Source organism: Actinophytocola sp. (assembly GCF_035634895.1).
Lineage (GTDB): Bacteria > Actinomycetota > Actinomycetes > Mycobacteriales > Pseudonocardiaceae > Actinophytocola.
In genome coordinates this window covers 28,703-47,944 of the sequence record NZ_DASQCC010000004.1, presented here as the reverse complement: position 1 = coordinate 47,944, position 19,242 = coordinate 28,703, and the positions used below count along the sequence as shown (strand labels likewise).

17 protein-coding genes are annotated in these 19,242 nt (G+C 70.1%); 11 read left to right on the top strand and 6 right to left on the bottom strand.

The features are described from left to right. Positions 1-3: 3 nt before the first annotated feature. On the bottom strand, positions 4-1,584 hold the full coding sequence (locus VET29_RS00930) for a dynamin family protein (protein WP_324913295.1): 1,581 nt from the start codon (positions 1,582-1,584) through the stop codon (positions 4-6). A gap of 196 nt (positions 1,585-1,780) precedes the next feature. Here VET29_RS00930 and VET29_RS00925 point away from each other — a divergent pair, with 196 nt between their 5' ends. The 8 genes from VET29_RS00925 to VET29_RS00890 all read left to right on the top strand — a co-directional run bounded on the left by VET29_RS00925 (position 1,781) and on the right by VET29_RS00890 (position 9,715). Continuing rightward, positions 1,781-2,938, top strand: coding sequence for a sensor histidine kinase (locus VET29_RS00925; RefSeq protein WP_422652964.1), 1,158 nt, complete (start codon positions 1,781-1,783; stop codon positions 2,936-2,938). Between the two features lie 75 nt (positions 2,939-3,013). Then, entirely contained in the window at positions 3,014-3,670 is a 657-nt protein-coding gene (locus VET29_RS00920) for a response regulator transcription factor (protein WP_324913293.1), read from the top strand. Between the two features lie 196 nt (positions 3,671-3,866). Next, on the top strand, positions 3,867-4,814 hold the full coding sequence (locus tag VET29_RS00915; RefSeq protein ID WP_324913291.1) for an ABC transporter ATP-binding protein: 948 nt from the start codon (positions 3,867-3,869) through the stop codon (positions 4,812-4,814). Positions 4,815-4,818: 4 nt separating this feature from the next. Next, on the top strand, positions 4,819-5,583 hold the full coding sequence (locus VET29_RS00910) for an ABC transporter permease (RefSeq protein WP_324913289.1): 765 nt from the start codon (positions 4,819-4,821) through the stop codon (positions 5,581-5,583). Between the two features lie 355 nt (positions 5,584-5,938). After that, on the top strand, positions 5,939-6,538 hold the full coding sequence (locus tag VET29_RS00905) for a hypothetical protein (protein WP_324913287.1): 600 nt from the start codon (positions 5,939-5,941) through the stop codon (positions 6,536-6,538). A gap of 62 nt (positions 6,539-6,600) precedes the next feature. Next, positions 6,601-7,245 (top strand): tRNA (guanosine(46)-N7)-methyltransferase TrmB, encoded by a 645-nt coding sequence (gene trmB, locus VET29_RS00900; RefSeq protein ID WP_324913326.1) that lies wholly within the window; start codon positions 6,601-6,603, stop codon positions 7,243-7,245. Positions 7,246-7,378: 133 nt separating this feature from the next. After that, positions 7,379-8,407, top strand: a complete 1,029-nt coding sequence (locus VET29_RS00895; protein WP_324913285.1) for a nitric oxide synthase oxygenase — start codon at positions 7,379-7,381, stop codon at positions 8,405-8,407. Positions 8,408-8,416: 9 nt separating this feature from the next. Further along, positions 8,417-9,715 carry an amidohydrolase gene (locus VET29_RS00890; RefSeq protein WP_324913283.1) on the top strand — a complete coding sequence of 433 codons (1,299 nt, stop codon included), beginning with the start codon at positions 8,417-8,419 and terminating at the stop codon, positions 9,713-9,715. Positions 9,716-9,717: 2 nt separating this feature from the next. Here the strand turns inward: VET29_RS00890 and VET29_RS00885 are convergent, their stop codons facing one another. From VET29_RS00885 to VET29_RS00875, 3 genes are all read right to left on the bottom strand, one after another. Beyond that, the gene (locus tag VET29_RS00885) at positions 9,718-10,407 is read right to left on the bottom strand and encodes an SDR family oxidoreductase (protein ID WP_324913281.1); all 690 of its coding nucleotides are present in this window, start codon (positions 10,405-10,407) and stop codon (positions 9,718-9,720) included. A 37-nt stretch (positions 10,408-10,444) separates the two neighbouring features. Then, positions 10,445-12,490, bottom strand: coding sequence for a PhoX family phosphatase (locus tag VET29_RS00880; RefSeq protein WP_324913279.1), 2,046 nt, complete (start codon positions 12,488-12,490; stop codon positions 10,445-10,447). Positions 12,491-12,598: 108 nt separating this feature from the next. Further along, entirely contained in the window at positions 12,599-13,228 is a 630-nt protein-coding gene (locus VET29_RS00875; protein WP_324913277.1) for an LUD domain-containing protein, read from the bottom strand. A gap of 109 nt (positions 13,229-13,337) precedes the next feature. Between VET29_RS00875 and VET29_RS00870 the strand changes: the two genes are divergently transcribed. Continuing rightward, positions 13,338-13,718 carry a helix-turn-helix domain-containing protein gene (locus tag VET29_RS00870; RefSeq protein WP_324913275.1) on the top strand — a complete coding sequence of 127 codons (381 nt, stop codon included), beginning with the start codon at positions 13,338-13,340 and terminating at the stop codon, positions 13,716-13,718. Between the two features lies 1 nt (position 13,719). Here the strand turns inward: VET29_RS00870 and VET29_RS00865 are convergent, their stop codons facing one another. Both VET29_RS00865 and VET29_RS00860 read right to left on the bottom strand, forming a co-directional pair. Further along, positions 13,720-14,808: an inositol-3-phosphate synthase gene (locus tag VET29_RS00865; RefSeq protein ID WP_324913273.1), complete on the bottom strand. Its 1,089-nt coding sequence runs from the start codon at positions 14,806-14,808 to the stop codon at positions 13,720-13,722. Between the two features lie 80 nt (positions 14,809-14,888). Beyond that, positions 14,889-15,449, bottom strand: a complete 561-nt coding sequence (locus tag VET29_RS00860; protein ID WP_324913271.1) for a PadR family transcriptional regulator — start codon at positions 15,447-15,449, stop codon at positions 14,889-14,891. Between the two features lie 264 nt (positions 15,450-15,713). Here VET29_RS00860 and VET29_RS00855 point away from each other — a divergent pair, with 264 nt between their 5' ends. Both VET29_RS00855 and VET29_RS00850 read left to right on the top strand, forming a co-directional pair. After that, complete coding sequence (locus VET29_RS00855) at positions 15,714-16,118, top strand: DUF5318 domain-containing protein (protein ID WP_324913269.1); 405 nt, start codon at positions 15,714-15,716, stop codon at positions 16,116-16,118. Between the two features lie 85 nt (positions 16,119-16,203). Further along, the gene (locus VET29_RS00850) at positions 16,204-19,143 is read left to right on the top strand and encodes a transglycosylase domain-containing protein (protein ID WP_324913267.1); all 2,940 of its coding nucleotides are present in this window, start codon (positions 16,204-16,206) and stop codon (positions 19,141-19,143) included. The last annotated feature ends 99 nt before the right edge of the window (positions 19,144-19,242 follow it).

The window sequence follows — 19,242 nt, the reverse complement described above, 5'->3', positions numbered from 1 at the left end:
GCCTCACCCCGCCTGTTCGCGAAGCTGTTGCCAGATAAGGAAGTACGCACGATGCACGACATGCGCGACGCGGCTCTGGGCCGGCGTCGCGCCGAACGAGGCGAACGACCGCCACCACCCGGCCCGTTCCAGGGCGTAGGCCGAGAGTTCCTTGGCGGGCCGGCCCTTCATGCCGAGCTGTTCGCCGATGTCGGCGCTGCTGCCGACCCGGAGGACCTCCTCGGCGAGGTCCTCGGGCATGGCGACCGCGCCGGACGTGACGAGTGTGAGCGCCTCGAGCAGGCGCAGCTGGTGTGCCTCCGGCTTGGCCAGCAGCACCTCGATGGCGTCGTGCACCCGTTGCCGCTCACCGGGGTCGCCGGAGGCGTGGGCCAGCGCGGTGACCGAGGCGAGTGCCGCCGCCGCCTTGATGCCGTCGGCCCTGGCCCGGAACACCGCGTCCAGCCTGCCGCGCACGGCGCTCAGTCCCGAGGCGGTCAGGAGACTCCTGCGCAGCGCGCCCGCGGTCAGCTCGGGGTCGCGGCGCAGCGCGCCGACAGCGGTGCGGATGCCGTACAGGTCCAGCTTCTCCAGCAGGCGCAGCCTGGTCGCCTCCGCCACCTCGCAGTCCCAGGTGGTGAAGATGTCCGCGGACATCAGCATGGTCTCCCAGGTCGCGTCGTCCAGTTTGGACAGCGAGCGGAGCGCGTCGGCGTCGGCGGAGGTGAAGTTGCCGGACTCGGCGGACTCGGCGAGCAGGCCGATGACCGGGATGACGTCCGCGACGCGGGGCTTGAGCGTCGACGCCTGCTTCTCGGCGAGCATGCTGGCGGCGCGCCACACGTCCCCGTCGGAGCCGGCGACGGACTCCGGGGCGATGGTGTCGGCCTTGTTGAGCACGGCGATCGCGTTGACCGGGCCCGCCTCACGGCTCGCGGTGGCGGCGGTGAACGCGGCGAGCGCCTGCTGGTCGTCGGCGCGGACACCCTGGGTCACGACGTAGAGCACGGCCTCCGCGCCGGCGACGGCGTTGCGTGAGGTGTCGTCCAGCTCGTCGGAGCCGTCCTCATCGGCGTCGTCGTCCGCGTCGTCCTTGCGGTGCTTGGCCGCGCCGAGGAGCTGCTCGGTACGCCTGACCGAGGCGGCGTCCAGCGAGCCGAGGCCCGGGGTGTCGATGACCGTGAGGTCGCGCAGCACGGCGTTGGTCAGGTACGCCTCGAGGTGGGAGACCTTGTCGAAGTCGACCTCGAGGTCGTTGGGGATCATGCCGTCCGCGGAGAAGGGCAGCACCTGCTTGCTGCCGTCCTCGAAGACGATCTCCACGCGGTCGACCGTGCCGTACTGGAAGCGGGTGACGAGCCGGGTGCACTCACCCACGTCCGTCGGCGCGACCCGGCGCCCGATGAGCGCGTTGACCAGCGTGGACTTGCCCGACTTGATGCGCCCGGCCACCGCGACCTGCAGCGGCGCGGACAGCCGCCGGAGCACCTCGCGAAACCCCGCCGCGGTGCGTGCGGAGACCTGCGGCTGCAGCCGCGTGCACAGGTTCGCCACCGCGGCAGACAACGGCCCGGCCGGCTGCGACTGAGCGGTCGCCGTCGTCATGTCACCCCCTCATGTTCGTGCACCGCTGATCGTGCCATGACGGACCGGCAGCCGGGGCGCGGTCCGCCGATCCCGACCACGCGGCACACACGACGGCCGTTCAGCCCTCAGGACTACTGCCGATCAGACCCTGGCAGGACGTCGCCGCACGCCGGAACTGCCTACGCTGGGTCTCGTGCGGCGGTTCAGCCTGTGGATGAAGGCGCATCCCATGTTCGGGGACACGCTGATCGCTGCCCTCATCGCGGCGTTCGACCTGCTGCTGTTCGTCGCCAGGGTGGTCGAGCCGGCGTCCAACCCGCGGCCACATCCCTGGTTCGTGACGTTGCCCCTGATCGTCGGGATGGTCGCGCCGGTGGTGTTCCGGCGCAAGTACCCGCTCGCCGCCGCGTACCTGGCGCTCGCGGTCGGGGTCGTGCACTCGTTGCTGGAGATCGGCATCGGGAGCCTGGTCACCGGGTGTATCGCCTTGTACACGCTCGTCGCCTACGTGAACCGCAGGGCGGCGTTGCTGTACCTCGCGGTCAACGTGGTCGTCGCCGTGGTGCAGATGCCGTTGCAACGGCCCAACGACTGGGTCATCGGCGTGATCCTGTTCGCCCTGTCCATGGCGTTCTCCTGGGCGCTCGGCGAGTTCAACGGCGCCCGTCGCGCCTACAACGCCGAGGTCGAGCGGCGGCTCCGGCTGCTGGAGACCGAACGGGACCAGCAGGCGCGGATCGCGGTCGCGGAGGAGCGGGCCAGGATCGCCCGGGAGTTGCACGACGTGGTCGCGCATGCGGTGAGCGTGATGGTCGTGCAGGCCGACGGCGCCGCCTACGCCGTGCGCGGCCAGCCCGACCTCGCCGAGCGCGCCGTCAAGACCATCTCCAGCACCGGGCGGGAGGCACTCACCGAGCTGCGCAGGCTGCTCGGCGTGCTCCGCAGCGAGGAGAACGACGGCGGCGAGCGCACGCCCCAGCCCGGCACCCAGTCCCTCTCCGACCTGGCCGGACGCGTCCGCGCGGTGGGCCTGCCGGTCCAGCTCGACATCGTCGGCGACGTCGACGACCTGTCCACGGGTGTCGGCCTCGGCATCTACCGGATCGTGCAGGAGGCGCTCACCAACTCGCTCAAGCACGCCGGACCGGGCAGCTCGGCCGTCGTACGGGTCGAGCGGACCGGCGACCGGATCGAGCTGTCCATCGTGGACAACGGGCGACGGGCCAGCGGTGCGCTGGTCGGCGTGTCCGGCGGCAACGGGCTGATCGGCATGCGGGAGCGGGCACTCGTGTTCGGCGGGACACTCGAGGCGGGCCCACGACCCGTCGGCGGCTGGCAGGTTCGCGCGACGCTGCCCATCGGGAACTCGTGAGGCACCGGTCCGCTCCGGTGCCGCTCGGCGGACTTCACACGAAGACCAAGAGGTGGAGGCGCTAGTTTGGCGTACGTGATCAGGGTGGTGCTCGTCGACGACCAGGAACTTATGCGGGTCGGGTTCCGGATGGTGCTCGGCGCGCAGGAGGACATGGAGATCGTCGGCGAGGCCGGCAACGGCGAGGAGGCCGTCCAGCTCGCCGAGGAGCTGCGGCCGGACGTCGTGCTGATGGACGTGCGCATGCCCGTGCTCGACGGCGTCGAGGCCACCAAGATCATCACCGGGCGGGGCCTCGCGAAGGTCCTGGTGATGACCACGTTCGACCTCGACGAGTACGCGCTGTCCGCGCTGCGCAACGGCGCGAGCGGGTTCCTGCTCAAGGACACGCCGTCCGTCCAGCTCGTGGCCGCGCTGCGCTCGGTGGCCAGCGGCGACGCGGTCGTCTCGCCGAGCGTCACCCGCCGGCTGCTCGACCGGTTCCTCGGCTCGGCCGGCGGCGAGCTGCGGGACGCGGCCATGCTCGACGTGCTGACCGACCGCGAGCGCGAGGTCATGCTGCACATCGCGCAGGGGCTGTCGAACACCGAGATCGCGCACCGGCTCTTCCTGTCCGAGGCGACGGTGAAGACCCACGTCGGCCGGGTGCTGGCAAAGCTCGACCTGCGGGACCGCGTCCAGGCCGTCGTCCTCGCGTATGAGACCGGCCTCGTCCGGCCGGGTGAGGCATAACCGTTCCTCAGCTATCTCTCAGGGTCGATAAGTCAGGGTTCCCTCAGGGTGGTTACGGATTACGCCAACCTTTTGGCTGATGGACGCTACTCCCAGAAGTTGACCTGAACTGGGGACCTCAGGTGGACGTGCGGAGTGCCTCGGTACCGCCAGTATTTGCCTCGACGGGGACACACAGACTTACAAGGGAGCGGACATGATTGAGGCAGTCGGCCTCAGCAAGCGGTACGGAAAGACGTTAGCCGTCGACGACCTGACGTTCACCGTCCAGCCGGGCCGGGTCACCGGCTTCCTCGGCCCGAACGGCGCCGGGAAGTCCACCACGATGCGGATGATCCTGGGACTGGACTCGCCGACCGGCGGGCACGTCGACATCGACGGCCAGAAGTACCGCCAGCTGCACCAGCCGCTCCGCAAGATCGGCGCCCTGCTGGACGCCAAGTGGGTGCACCCGAACCGCTCCGCCCGCGCGCACCTGCGCTGGCTCGCCAAGTCCAACAAGCTGCCGGCGAAGCGGGTCGACGAGGTGCTCGAGCAGGTCGGGCTCACGGACGTGGCGAACCGCCGCGCCGGCGGGTTCTCGCTCGGCATGAGCCAGCGGCTCGGCATCGCCGCCGCACTGCTCGGCGACCCGGAGATCCTCCTGTTCGACGAGCCGGTCAACGGCCTGGACCCGGAGGGCATCCTCTGGATCCGCCGGTTCATGCACCGGCTGGCGGACGAGGGCCGCACGGTCTTCGTGTCCAGCCACCTGCTGTCGGAGATGGCGCTGACCGCCCAGGAGCTGGTGGTCATCGGCCGCGGCAAGCTGATCGCGCAGTGCAGCACCGAGGAGTTCGTCGCCAAGGCGACCGAGTCGAGCGTGCTGGTGCGCAGCCCGCAGCTCCCGCAGCTGCGGTCCGCGCTCGGCCAGAAGGGCGCGAGCCTGCGTGACGAGGGCGAGAGCCTGTACGTCTCCGGGATGGAGATCGAGGACATCGGCGACCTGGCCGCTACCAACGGGATCACGCTGCACGAGCTGAGCCCGCAGCGTGGCTCGCTGGAGGAGGCCTTCATCCAGCTGACGGGTGACTCCGTCGAGTACCACGCGGCCCTGTCCCCCACCGACGAGGTGGCCGCCGACCTCGCGCCCACCGGGAAGTGAACCGATGACTCTGCTCGCCGTAGAACGAATCAAGCTGTTCACCACGCGCTCGCCGCTGTGGTGCACCCTCGCCGCCATCGTCGTGACCGTCGGGTTCGCGGCCCTGGTCACCGGCACGGTCAAGGACCAGCCGGTCACCCTCGCCATGACGCAGTTCGGCGTCAACCTCGGCCTGATGATCGTCATGGTGATGGCCGCGCTGGCGATCACCACCGAGTACCGCTTCGGCACGATCCGCGCCACCTTCCAGGCCATCCCCAACCGGACGAGCACACTGCTGGCCAAGACCACGGTCGTCGCGCTGTTCGCCGGGCTGGTCGGCGAGGTGGTCGCATTCGGCGCCGCCGCGATCGGCATGCTGGTCAAGCCGTCCGCCGACCTCAGCATCAACACCGCGTTCGAGTGGCGGGCGATCGCCGGCGTCGGTCTCGTCTACGGGCTGGCCGCCGTGATTTCCGTCGCGGTCGGCACCCTGATTCGGCACTCCGCCGGCGCGGTGTCGCTGACGTTGATCTACGTCCTCCTCGTGGAGAACCTGGTCGGGCTCATCCCGAGCGTCGGCGTGGACATCCAGAAGTGGATGCCGTTCCAGATGGCCAACATGTTCCTCGCCGGTGACCCGGATCCGTCGAACATGACGGGCGGTCAGGACGGCCCGCCCCCGGCCACCGCCGGGCTCGGTCCGTGGGGCGCGCTGGCCTACTTCGCCGGGTTCGCGGTCGTGATGCTCGTCATCGCGCTGTTCACCGCCAACAAGCGGGACGCGTAGCGACTCGGGGGAGCCGCTGTCACGTCACAGCACTGGGGGGCAGGGACCCGGGTCACCTTTCGGGGGGTGGCTCGGGTCCCTTTTATATTTGCCGCGACAAGTACCGCTCTGCCAATCGGGTGACATTCCGTCACCAAGATCGCGAACGGGTAACGATCAAGGTCAACACAGCGATCTGGCAGACAGGTCGGGGTTGGGTGTTCTACACCACACATCGTGGTTAATACCACGTAAAGCTGTCGTGATTCGTCCCACAGCGAGCGGACAGACGGTATGAACTAGGGGTCATATCGTTAGTAGGCAGTCCCAAGCCGCGCCCTAACTCAATACAGGGGCGTCCGTTGGAGGTGGACTTGTGACGGTGGTTGACACCGGCCCAACTACTGATGCCGCGGCCGCGGCTGAGGAGCAACGGCGCTCGTCACACCAACCGTCCGAGGCACTGCGGGTCGAACCGCTGCTGGGCCTTGAATGGTCGCAGGCGATCGAGCAATGGGGCGGGGAGAACGCGACCTCGCCGGCGGAGACCAGGCGTTCCTGGTTGCACCGCGCACCCGAACAGCAGGTGCTCGCCCTCTACCGGGCCATCGTCGAGGCGGACCCCGCCGCGCCGGCGCCGTGGTGGCTGCGTGCGCTCGCCGACGGCAAGCTGGCCTCCCGCCTGGAGGGCTACACGGTCGAGGACCGGGTGTCGAAGCTGCTGTCGTCGCGGCCGGGCTGGGTGTACGTCCCATGGACCATGGACGGCGACTCCGGTTTCTGGGAGTACGTGCCGTCCGAACGCAAGCTGAGCGAGCCGGGCGTGCCGACCACGCTCAAGCTGACCGACCGCCACGCCGGCTGGATCGACGTGATCCGCGTGCACGCCGGTGACGCGTCACCGGAGCCGGTCGCGGTGGCCGGCCTCCCGGACCTGCGGGCGAACCTCGCGCGGGTGGAATCGCTCGCCCCCTAGTCTCTTGCGTCGTGGACGCACCTCGACGCACTGTGGTCAGCTATGTGAACCGTGGCGGTCGGATGACCGTCGGGCAGACGCGTGCGTGGGAGCGGCTCTGGCCATCGCTCGGGCGGAACATCCGTGACCTGCCCGCCGGACCGCTCGACCTCGCCGACTGGTTCGGCCGGCCGGCGCCGGTCACGCTGGAGATCGGGCCGGGCATGGGTGAGACCACGGCCGCGCTGGCGGAGGCCGAGCCCGAGGTGAACTACCTGGCCGTGGACGTCTACCCGCCGGGGCTCGCGCAGCTCATGATGCGGGCGGAGACGGGCGGGCTGAAGAACCTGCGGGTCATGCGTGGCGACGCGGTCGTGCTGCTGGAGGACCACCTGCCGCCGTCGTCGCTGTCCGCCGTCCGGATCTTCTACCCGGACCCGTGGCCGAAGAAGAAGCACCACAAGCGCCGGCTGGTGCAGCCGGCACTGGTGTCGGTGGTGGCGTCGCGGCTGGTACCCGGCGGGACGCTGCACCTCGCGACGGACTGGGAGCACTACGCCGAGCACATGCTGGCGGTGTGCTCGGCCGAGCCACTGCTGCGCAACCGCTTCGCCGGCGAGCCGGACGGCTGGGCGCCGCGGCCACCGTGGCGACCGCTGACCAAGTTCGAGAGCCGGGCCGAGGAAGTTGGGCGCGTCAGCCGCGACCTCATTTTCGAACGCGTCTGACCGAATTCGGTGCTCGGCGTGCCGCCAAAGGCTAAACAACCGGACTGAAGCTGACAGAAAGTAGTGCTCGACCTTGACACACCACCCCACCAGGTAATCCAGTACTGCCCGACCGGGCCCGATATTCACAGGCGTGACCGCTCAGCGCGACGCCGCGCTCGGCTCGGCGCCGCGAACAGGCTTGCCCACGCAGTCGACCTACGGCGAGGCCGAGGACTTCATCCGCGCCTTCCACCACGCCAGACCAAGGGCGGGGCAGGTGAAGGCGCGGCTCGCGACGGTGCGCGACGAGATCACGGCCACCGGCACGTACCGGCACCTGCCGGCCGAGCTGGCCTACGGCGCCCGCCTCGCGCTGCGGGACAGCGGCTGGTGCCCGGCGGACGTGCCGTGGCGTGGGCTGCTCGTGCGCGACCTGAGGCGGGTCCGCGACGCGGCCGCCGTCGCGGCGCAGTGCGTGCGGCACCTGTGGATGTCGACCAACGCGGGCGCGGTGCGGCCGATGGTGACCGTGCTCGCGCCGGACACGCCGGAGCGGCCGGGCCCGCGGATCCACAACGACCAGCTCGTGCGGTACGCGGGGTACGCCGAGCCGGCCAGCGTGCTCGGCGACCGGCGGTACGTGGAGTTCACCGGTGCGCTGTACCGGCTGGGCTGGCGCGCGCGGGCCGGACGGACGGCGTTCGACCAACTGCCGCTGGTCGTGCAGACCCCGACCGAGGGTGTCTGCGTCTTCCCGCTGCCGCGTGAGGTCGTGCGCGAGGTGCCATTGGCGCATCCCGAGCTGCCGTGGTTCGCGTCGCTGGGCCTGCGCTGGCACGCGGTGCCGGTGATCAGCAACCGCAGGCTGCGCATCGGCGGGATCACCTACCCCGCGGCGCCCTACAACGGCGTCTACATCTGCCAGGCGATCGGCGAGGACGTGTTCGCCGACGACGACGCGTACGGGCTGGCCAGGCTGGTCGCAGACCGGCTCGGGCTGGACACGACGTCCGACCGCACGCTGTGGCGCGACCGGGTGGTGGTCGAGCTGAACCGGGCGGTGCTGCACTCGTTCGACGCGGCCGAGGTGACGATCAAGCACTCGGTCGACGGCTTCCTGCCCGCGTGCACCGGTGAGGGGCGGCCCTCGTTCACGAACTGGGAGGACACGCCTCTGTAGGGTGCCGGCATGGAGCGACTGCATGCCCCGATCGTTCTGCCCTGCGACCAGACCTGCGCCGTGCTGCGTGACGCGGTCGTCGACGTCGACGACGCCGGCCGGCTGGGGTACGTCGGTCCGTTCGCGTCGGCGCCCGCGCATCCCGGGCCGTTGCGGTCGCTGCCCGGGATCCTGATGCCCGGGATGGTCAACACACACGCGCACAGCCCGATGACCGTGCTGCGTGGGATGGGCGGCGACCTGCCGCTGATGCGGTGGCTCGCGGAGATCATCTGGCCGGCCGAGTCGCTGCTGACCCCGGCGGACATCGAGGCGGGGATGCTGCTCGGCTCGGTCGAGATGCTGCGCAACGGGATCACGACGAGCGTGGAGCAGTACTTCCAGCCGGAGCACATGATTCGCGCCGTGCTCGCCACGGGTGGGCGGATGGTCCTCGGGCCGGCCGTGGTCGACACGCCGGGCCACGACTGGCGCAGGCAGCTGGACGAGGTGAGCGCCCGCATCGACGTCGACGGGGTGCGGCCGCACGACCGGATCGAGATCGCCTACGGGCCGCACTCGGCGTACACGCTGAGCCCGGAGCAGCTGACGACCGTCGCCGAGGCGGCCCGGTCCCGGGACGCCTTGCTGCTGCTGCATGTCGCGGAGTCGCTCGGCGAGGACTCGGTGCAGCGCATCGAGCACGGGTCGGTGCCCCGGCTGCTGGCGAAGATCGGCCTGTTGGACGGGCGCGTGCTGGCCGCGCACTCGGTCCATCTGTCCGATGAGGACATCGCGTTGTTCGCCGACCACGACGTGGCGGTCGCCCACTGCCCCGGCTCGAACGCGAAGCTGGCCTCCGGCATCGCGCGGTTGCCCGCGCTACAGGCGGCGGGGGTCCGGGTCGGCCTGGGCACCGACGGGCCCGCGAGCAACGACGACCTGGACCTGTGGGAGGAGATGCGCCTGGCCGGCCTGCTCGCCCGCCTGTCCACAATGGACTCGTCGGCGCTGACGGCGGCGGACGTGCTGCTGCTGGCGACCCGCGGCGGCGCGGCGGCGCTGGGCCGTGACGACATCGGCGTGCTGGAACCGGGCCGCTGGGCGGATGTCGTGCACGTGGACGTGTCGTCCGAGGCGTTCGCCGGCGGCCTGTCGGTGCCGGCCGAACACCTGCTGGCGAACCTGGTGTGGGCCGCGGGGGCCCGCGACGTGCGGGACGTCTGGGTGGGCGGCGAGCAGGTGGTCGCCGCCCGCGAGCCGACGAAGGTCGACCGCGCGAAGGTCCAGGCGGTCGCCGGCACGGTGACGGCCCGGCTGAAGTCCTGACGCTACCGGGCCATCGGGCGGATCACGATCTCGTGGACATGGGCGTCGCGGGGGGTCGCTATCGCGGCCTTCACCACGCCCGCGACCGACTCCGGGCGCATGTAGCGGTCCGGCTCGTAGGCGCCGCCCTCGAAAGCACGCACGTCCTTCTGCATGTCCGTCGCGGTGCGCCCGGGGAACACCGTGGTGACGCGAAGTCCGTTCCGCTCCTCCTCGCCGCGTAGCGCGTCGCCGTACGCACGCAGCGCGAACTTGCTCGCCGCGTACGCACCCCAGTTCGGGTTCACGTGCAGGCCCTGACCGGAGTTGACCAGGACCACGTGGCCGGCGGCCGACCGCAGCGCCGGCAGCAGGAGCCGGGTCAGCTCCGCCACCGCCACCACGTTCAGCTCGTACGAGTCGCGCCAGACGTCGGTGGTCAGGTCGGCCAGCGCGCCGAGGCGGGAGACGCCGGCCGAGTGCACCAGCACGTCCAGCCGGTCGATGCCGGCCGTCGCGGCGGTGACGGCGGCCTGGTCGGTCAGCTCCGCCACCCAGGGACGCGCCGACGGCAGCCCGGCGGCCAGCGACGAGAGCGCCTTCTCGTCACGGCCGCCGAGCAGCAGGTCGTGCGTGTCACGGAGGGCCTCGGCGACCGCCTTGCCGATGCCTCGGGACGCGCCGGTGATCAGGGCAAGCGGCCGGTCCGTCATGCCCCCAACCTAGACAACCCGCGCCGGCGAGCTCCGCTCAGCGCCTCTTCCGCCACACCGCGACCACCGACGGGCGGGGCTGCGAGGTGCCGCCGTCCGGCCAGTGCGACAGCGGGTTGTCGGCGCTGGAACCCGCCAGCTCACCGGGATGCTGCACCGACACCAGCACGAAGTCGTCCGTCACGACCGGGCCGCAGGTCTCCGCCCCGTGCGGCACGGTGAGGAACTGCTTGACGTGCCCGCGTTCGCGGCCCTCGACCGGCACCGCGAACAGGCCGTCGTTGTGGGACAGCGCGTTGCCGTCCGTGGAGATCCACAGGTTGCCCGCACTGTCGAACGCGACGTTGTCCGGACAGGAGATCGGGCTGACCCGCGACTTGTCGTAGCCGGCGAAGTACGTGTCCGGTGACGCGGGGTCGCCGCACACGAGCAGGAGCTGCCAGGCGAACCGGGTGCCCGTGTGGTCGCCGCGGTGCTCGGCGAGCTCCAGGACGTGGCCGTGCTTGTTGTTCAGGCGTGGGGCGATCTCCGTCGCGCCTTCCTTGCCCGGCTTGCCGCGGTCGGTGTTGTTGGTGAGCGCGGCGTAGACACGGCCGTTGCGCGGGCTCGGCTCGACGTCCTCGGGACGGTCCATCTTCGTCGCGCCGACGGTGTCCGCGGCGAGCCGGGTGAAGACGTACACCTCCTCGGCGGTGAAGCCCGGCACGAACGAGGTGTCGTTGTGCGCCAACGGGATCCACTCGCCGGAGCCGTCGAACTCGCCGTCGGCGGGGAGCGTGCCCGTGCCGTCGATCTCCGTCGCGGGGCTGTCGCCGGTGAACCGCGCGACGTACAGCGTGCCGGTGTCGAGCAGCTTCTTGTTGTGCTCGCGGGCGAAGCGGCTGCCGCCCGGCTTGAACCTGCCGTCGGAGACGAACTTGTACAGGTAGTCGAAGCGCTCGTCGTCACCCATGTACGCGACCGCGTGGCCCTGGCGGGAGAGGATGACGTTCGCGCCCTCGTGCTTGAACCGGCCGAGCGCGGTGTGCTTCACCGGCGACGAGTGCGGGTCGAGCGGGTCGATCTCGACGATCCAGCCGAAGCGGTTGGCCTCGTTGGGTTCCCGCGCGAGGTCGAAGCGCTCGTCGAACCTCTCCCACTTGCGCTGCGAGGCGAGGCCGGCGATGCCGTAGCGGGCGTTGCGGGCCCTGGCGACCGGGTCGGTCACCAGGTCCGCGTTCGCCAGGTACTGGTTGAAGTTCTCCTCGCCGGACAGGATCGTGCCCCACGGCGTGACGCCGCCGGAACAGTTGTTCTGCGTGCCGAGGATCCTGCGGCCGGTCGGGTCGGCCGAGGCCCTCAGGTACTTCGACCCCGCGGCCGGGCCCCGCACGACGAACGGCGTGGTCAGCGTGATGCGCCGGTTGTAGTGCCGGTCCGGCGCCACCGCCACGCCGCCGTGGCGGCTCTTCTCCACCGCGACGACGGAGAGGCCGTGCGCGGCCCACGCGATCTCGGCCTGCGCACGGGTCGGGTTGTCGGCGTCGTAGCCGTGGAACATGGCCGACTCGGTCGTGTACTCGTGGTTGGACACCATGAGCCACCGGTCGCGGCAGCCGGGGATCTCGACCAGCCCGCAGAAGTCGTTGTTGAACCCGAACTGCCCGGCCTGCGCCGCGGCGGTCTGGTTCGCGAAGTCGAACCGCGGCGCGCCCGGCACGACCGGGTCGCCCCATCGGATCACCACGCCCTGGTCGTAGCCGGGCGGGGTGACGACCGCGTCGAGGTCGTTGGGCGCGACCGGCTCGAAGTCGAGGCCGGTGGCGCCACCATGCCTGCCCGGCGCCGGCGCCGCGGCGGCGGTGCCGGCGCCGGTGGCGGCCATACCCACACCGGCCACCGCGATCACGGCGCCGGCCCTGAGCACCCCGCGGCGGCTGACGACCTCCGCCACGACGTCACCGAAGTACCGGTTGTCCGAGGTGTTCGGCGCCTCGTGCGCGCATGCGTTGCCACAGCGGTAGAGGCAGGTGATCGAGGACCGGCCGCCGTGCGGGTTGGTGGTGAGCAACGGCAGGAGCCGGGGTTCGTCGGCTGAGGACACGCGTGGCCTCCACTGTCAGGGCTGGGAACGCGCTGACCGTAGATGGCCTATCCCATCGGAAGGCATAGTGCGGGTAAAGGGAGTCTTAACAACCGCTGGTACGGCGGACTAGAAGCCGATCTCCTCCCGGACCAGGACGACCGTGCCGCGGGTGGGGTCGTACTCGCGCTCCAGCACGAGCAGCCTGCCGATGAACGACTCGAAGCCCAGGTGGCGGAGCCGGTCGTGCTCCCTCGGGTAGGTGTAGGTGCGGACGCGGCGGAAGGCGGTGTCGAGGTCCGGCACGATCTTCTGCCCGCCGACGACCCAGAACGCCTTCTCGGCGCCGGCCGCGTACGGCCCGAACTGGCTGCCGGTGGCCGAGGCGACGACCATGATCCCGTCCTCGGTGATGGCGTGGACGCTGCCGATGACGACCTCCGGGGCGGCCCCCATGGTGATCTGCCTGCGGATGTCCTTCGGGTCGACGTCCGCGAGCCGGCCGCGCACGGAGATGAACTCCTCGCCGTCGTCGATGTCAGCGAGCAGGCCCGAGTGCCGCAGCGTCTCGCTGGCGCTGGTGAAGATCGCCTTGTCGCGCGGGAGCAGGTCGCGGACGAGCACGCGGGCGTCGGCGACAGTGTCGACGACATGGGCGGAGAGCCCGCGCTCGCGCAGGCCCTTCGCCGCGCGGCTGAGCGCCTCGTCGTCGGCCACGGCGGCGAACGTGTCGTCGACCGGGAGCGCTTCGATGGTCATGGTTCCCCTTCAGCAGTCAGTTCCTATTGGTAACTGACCCCATCGTGAGGAACTATGGTGGGATGCGAAAGATCGCACCTTTTTCTGCGTCACTGAGGTGGAGGTAACCGTGCAGGTGGAGGACGCGGAACACGCGCGACTGTGCTACACGCGACAGATCCTGGACCGCATCGGTGACAAGTGGTCGATCGCGGTCATCCATCAGCTCGGCGGCAAACCCGTCATGCGGTTCACCGAGCTGCAGCGGGGGATCCCCGGCATCAGCCAGCGCATGCTGACCTCGACCGTGCGGGCACTCGAGCGCGACGGCATGGTCGAGCGGACCGTGCACCCCGTCGTGCCGCCTCGGGTCGACTACCGGCTCACCAAGCTCGGCCAGACGCTGCTCGGCCACGTGTGCGGCCTGATGAGCTGGGCCATCGAGCACGCCGACGAGATCGGCGAGGCCCGCGCGGCGTACGACCACCGCGCGGACCAGCGGACCGGTTAGGTCAGCGCTCCAGCTCGCCCGCGATGAACCTCTCCACCGCGTCGTAGGCCTCGGTGTCCGAGTACTGCTCGGGCGGGGACTTCATGAAGTACGACGACGCCGAGGTGACCGGGCCGCCGATGCAGCGGTCCAGGGCGATCTTCGCGGCCCGGACGGCGTCGATGATCACGCCGGCCGAGTTGGGCGAGTCCCAGACCTCGAGCTTGTACTCAAGGCTCAGCGGCACGTCACCGAACGCCTTGCCCTCGAGCCGCACGTAGGCCCACTTGCGGTCGTCGAGCCAGGGCACGTGGTCCGACGGGCCGATGTGGACGTCCGCCTTGGCCATCTCGTGCGGGATCTGGGAGGTGACCGACTGGGTCTTGGAGATCTTCTTCGACTGGAGGCGCTTGCGCTCCAGCATGTTCATGAAGTCCATGTTGCCGCCGAAGTTGAGCTGGTAGGTCCGCAGCAGCTCGACCCCGCGGTCCTCGAACAGCTTGGCCAGCACCCGGTGGGTGATGGTGGCGCCGACCTGGGACTTGATGTCGTCGCCGATGATCGGCACGCCGGCGTCGGTGAACTTGGCCGCCCACTCCGGGTCGGACGCGATGAACACCGGCAGCGCGTTGACGAACGCGACGCCCGCGTCGATCGCGCACTGGGCGTAGAACCGGTCCGCCTCTTCCGAACCGACGGGCAGGTACGACACGAGCACGTCGGCCTGGACCTCACGCAGCGCGGCGACGACGTCCACCGGCTTCTCGTCGGACTCGGTGATGATGTCGCGGTAGAACTCGCCGAGACCGTCGAACGTGTGGCCGCGCTGCACCGTGACGCCCAGCGGCGGCACGTCGCAGATCTTGATCGTGTTGTTCTCGCTCGCGACGATCGCCTCGGACAGGTCGCGGCCGACCTTCTTGGCGTCGACGTCGAACGCGGCGACGAACTCGACGTCGCGCACGTGGTAGTCGCCGAACTGAACATGCATCAGGCCGGGGACACGGGTCGCCGGGTCCGCGTCGTGGTAGTAGTGCACACCCTGCACGAGCGAAGCCGCACAGTTGCCAACCCCGACGATCGCGACCCGGACACTGCGCTTCTCGCCCATGCCGGTACTCCCTTCTAGTGCCGCGGCCTCTCCCGTGCCGCGGCGATGTCGAGTGCAGATCCGCACTGACCTGCCGGCGTCTACTCGACGCCGTCCTGCCGTTCCTTCTGCTCCCTCTGTTCCTCCGCGATCAGCTCGTTGAGCCAGCGAACCTCCCGCTCACTGGCCTCCAGACCGAGCCGATGCAGCTCCCGGGTGTAGCGGTCGATCTGCTCACCCGCCCGCGCCATCGAGGCACGCAGTCCCTCTCGCCGTTCCTCCACCCGACGCCGGCGACCTTCGAGGATGCGCATCCTGATCTCGGCCGGCGTCCGGGAGAAGAACGCCATGTGAACGCCGAACCCCTCGTCGTCGTAGGCCTGGGGGCCGACGTCGGCGAGCATCTCGGCGAAGCGTTCCTTGCCCTCCGCGGAGAGCTTGTAGACGCGCTTGGCGCGCTTGCCCCACGTGCCGCGCGTGGCGGCCTCCTGCGGGTCCTCCTCGACGATCAACCCGGTCTTGAGCAGCCGGCGCAGTGTCGGGTACAGCGAGCCGTACGAGAACGCACGCAGCGTGCCGAGCATGTCGAAAAGTCGTTTGCGCAGCTCGTAGCCGTGCATGGGGGCCTCGTGCAACAGCCCGAGGATGGCGAACTCGAGCATTCGACCTCCCCAATCGATCGCACCGACCTACGGGCTCACTATATCGCGCCGATACATCTGCGGGGTGTCCGGAAAGCAGGCGTGGTCGTGATCACGCCGGGCCGGGTCGGCGAGGCGGCGGCGGGGCGTGATGATCAGTCGCAGGTCAGTGCCGTTGACAAAGTGCGCGCACATCACTTCTTCAACGCAGAGTGGCGACAGGTCAGCGTGCCGTACACCAAACAGCACGTGAACGTGATAACGGCGCCGCGTAGGCTGTCCCCCGTGCGTACACAGCGGCAGGTGGTCGACTACGCGTTGCAGCGCAAGGCGCTGCTCGCGGAGGTGCACTCTGGCCGCGTCGGCACCATGGACGTGTGTGACGCCAACCCGTACCTGCTGCGGGCCGCCAAGTTCCACGGCACGCCGAGCGAAGTGACCTGCCCCGTCTGCCGCAAGGAGCCGCTGACGAGGGTCGCCTGGGTATACGGTGACGAGCTCAAGCACGCGTCCGGCTCGGCGCGGGCGCCGGAGGAGCTGGCGCGGATGGCCGCCCTCTTCGCCGAGTTCACCGTCTACGTCGTCGAAGTTTGTCGCACCTGTGGATGGAACCACCTGGTGCAGTCATACGTCCTGGGGACGGGCGGACTTGACACCCGTAAGCCACGGAGGAGGACAGCGGCGGAGTGAAACCCACCGTTTTGCCTGCTCCGAGACTGATGACCACCACACGGCGGGCGCATGGGCGCCCGTTGCTCTGGGAGGCCTGTTCATCGTGAGTGACCATCGCAACCACCGGCATCGCGCGAATGAGCCTGCGTGGCCGACAGGTGAGGACCCGGCCCCGCGCGCGGCGAAGCCACCACAGAAGCCGCAGCAGCAGGAGGACCGCACCGGCTTCTGGAGCCCGCTCTGGGACGACGACGATGACGCCAAGTCGCCTGCCCGGCCCGCGAGCGGACACGGCCGCCGCGAGCGCCCGAGCGGGCACGGCGGCTCCGGCAGCCATGCGCGCAACGACTCCGAAGGCCAGGCATCCGCCGGCTCGCACGCCCGCAAGGGCGGCGACCACGCCTGGCCGGAGGCCGAGCCCCCCGCCGCGGCACGACGCGTCGAGCCGCCCTCGCCGCCCCGCCCGTCACCGCCGCGCCGCGCCGCGAACGCCTCCCCCAACGGTGGCGCGCCCGTGTGGCCGAGTGGCGAGGAGGCCCCGAACGCCCGCCGTGCCGCCGGACCGCACACGCCGCCGCCCGGCCGGCCCGGCAAGCAGGGCCCGCCGCCCGGTCAGGCCACCCGGGTGGTCCGGCCGCGTCCCGCGGGACCGCCGCGTCCGGGCATGCCCCCCGGCCGGCCGGGGGTCGACCCCAACGGGCCGACCGAGGTCATGCCGCCGACGCACCGCAGCACGGGCCCGGAGCCCGGCCTGCTCACGCACCGCGAGCCGGACTACGACGAGGAGCTGTACGACGATCCCGACCTCGACTACGAGGACGAGGACCAGCCGCTCTCCGCCAGCGACCGCAAGCACCGGCGCAAGAAGATCTGGCGGCGGGTGCGGCGCGGGGGCTACGTGCTCACCGCGCTGATGATCATCGGGCCGCTCATCGGGTTCTTCATCGCCTACCAGACCGTCGAGGTGCCGACACCGGAGTCGGTGGCCGCCCAGCAGCAGCAGGTCGTGACGCTCAAGTACAACGACGGCGCCACGGACTTCTCGAAGATCGTGCCGTCGGACGGCCTCGCCAGGACCTTCGCGAAATACGACGAGATCCCCGACGTGGTCAAGCACGCCGTGTTCGCGGCGGAGGACTCCGAGTTCATGACGAACCCGGGCTTCGACATCAAGGGCGTGCTGAACGCGGGCTGGAACCAGGTCACCGGCGGCAGGGGTGGCGGGTCCACGATCACCCAGCAGTACATCAAGCAGGCCACCGGCGACGACGAGGCCAGCGGTCTCGGCGGCTACAGCCGGAAGGCGCTCGAGGTCGTCAAGGCCTACAAGATGAACAACACGTACTCGAAGGAGGACATCCTCGAGGCGTACCTCAACACGATCTACTTCGGGCGCAGCGCGAACGGCGTCGTCGCGGCCGCGAAGGCCTACTTCGGCAGGGACAAGCAGCTCAAGGACGTCACGCCGTCCGAGGCCGCGCTGCTCGCGGGCATGATCCAGAGCCCCGGCAAGTTCCGGGACGAGGCCTACATGCACCGGCGCTGGAACTACGTGATCGGCCAGATGGCCGAGAAGGGCGGGCTGTCGCCCACCGACCGTCAGGCCGCGGCGTACCCGGCGTTGATCCCGATCGAGGAGTCCCGACCGGTCGGCGTCGACAGCGGCCCGAACGCGCACATCCAGAAGGCCGTGCTCGAAGAGGTCGAGGACGAGACGAAGCTGACCCTCGCCCAGCTGCGGCAGCGCGGCTACACGGTCGTCACCACGATCGACAAGCGCGCGCAGGACCTGGCCGTGGAAGCCGTGAACTCCGTGATGGGGCCTCAGCCGCCCAACCTGCTGCCGGCCCTGGTGGCGGTCAAGCCGGACACCGGCGAGGTCGTGGCCTACTACGGCGGCAAGAACGGCAACGGGCTCGACTGGGCGGCCACCCAGCAGGAGCCGGGCTCGTCGTTCAAGCCGTTCGACCTGGTGGCGCTGCTGGAGACGGGCAAGGGCCTCGGCGAGGTGTACGACGGCAGCTCCCCCCGCCAGTTCGGCGGTCCCGACAGCCCGAAGATCCGCAACGCGGGCAACGACAACTCGTGCAAGCAGTGTCCGGTCTCGCTGGCGATGAAGAAGTCCATCAACACCGTGTTCTACGACATCGCGCTGAACTCGGTCGGCACCCAGGCCGTCGCCAACGCCGCGCACCAGGCCGGCATCGAGACGGACCTCCAGGGCACGAACGGCGGAGCGCCGGACGGCAACATCGCCATCGGTGGTGGCACGACCCGCGTGTCGACCATCGAGATGGCCTCGGCGTACGCCACGTTCGCCGCGAACGGCATCCACCGCAAGCCGCACCTGGTGAGCAAGATCCTGACGCCAGACGGTGGGATCTTCTGGGAGCAGCCCGCGTCGGTCGCGCAGGGCCAGCCCGCGTTCGACAAGGAAGACCTGAACCACAACCAGATGATCGCCCGCAACGTCACCGAGTCGCTGCGGCCCATCCCGAAGTACTCGAAGGTCGAGTGCGCGAACAACCGGGACTGCGCCGGCAAGACCGGTACCCACCAGCTGGGTGAGACCGCGGACAACGCCAAGGCCTGGATGGTGGGCTACACCCCGCAGATCTCGGTCGCGGTGTCGATGGCGGCCGAGGAGAACGGCAAGCAGGTGCCGCTCAAGACCAACACAGGCAGGATCGTCTACGGTGCGACGCTGCCGGGTCCCATCTGGCAGAAGTTCATGAACTCCTACCTGCAGGGCGCACGTAACCAGTCCTTCGGTCCGTACAAGCCGATCGGCAAGCCGGCCAGCGACAAGGTCGGCGGCGACGAGAAGAAGGACGGCGACAACAAGCACTCCGGCGACAACCCGCCGCCGAACACCAACACCCAGACGAACGACCCGCCGACGGACCACCAGAACAACCCGTCCACGGACCCGTCGTCGCCGGGCGGCGATCCCACGGGGACGAGCGAGCCGAACGGCCCGGGCAACAACTGTCCGCCGCTCTGTGGTCCCGGCGGCAACAACAACACCAACGACGGCGGTTGACCGGCCCGCCGGTGATTCGTGACAGAGGCCCCCGTGTGGGGCCTCTGTCCTTTTGTGGAGAGGTATGCGCCCGCAGGAAGATCGAGGCCCCAGTAGCAT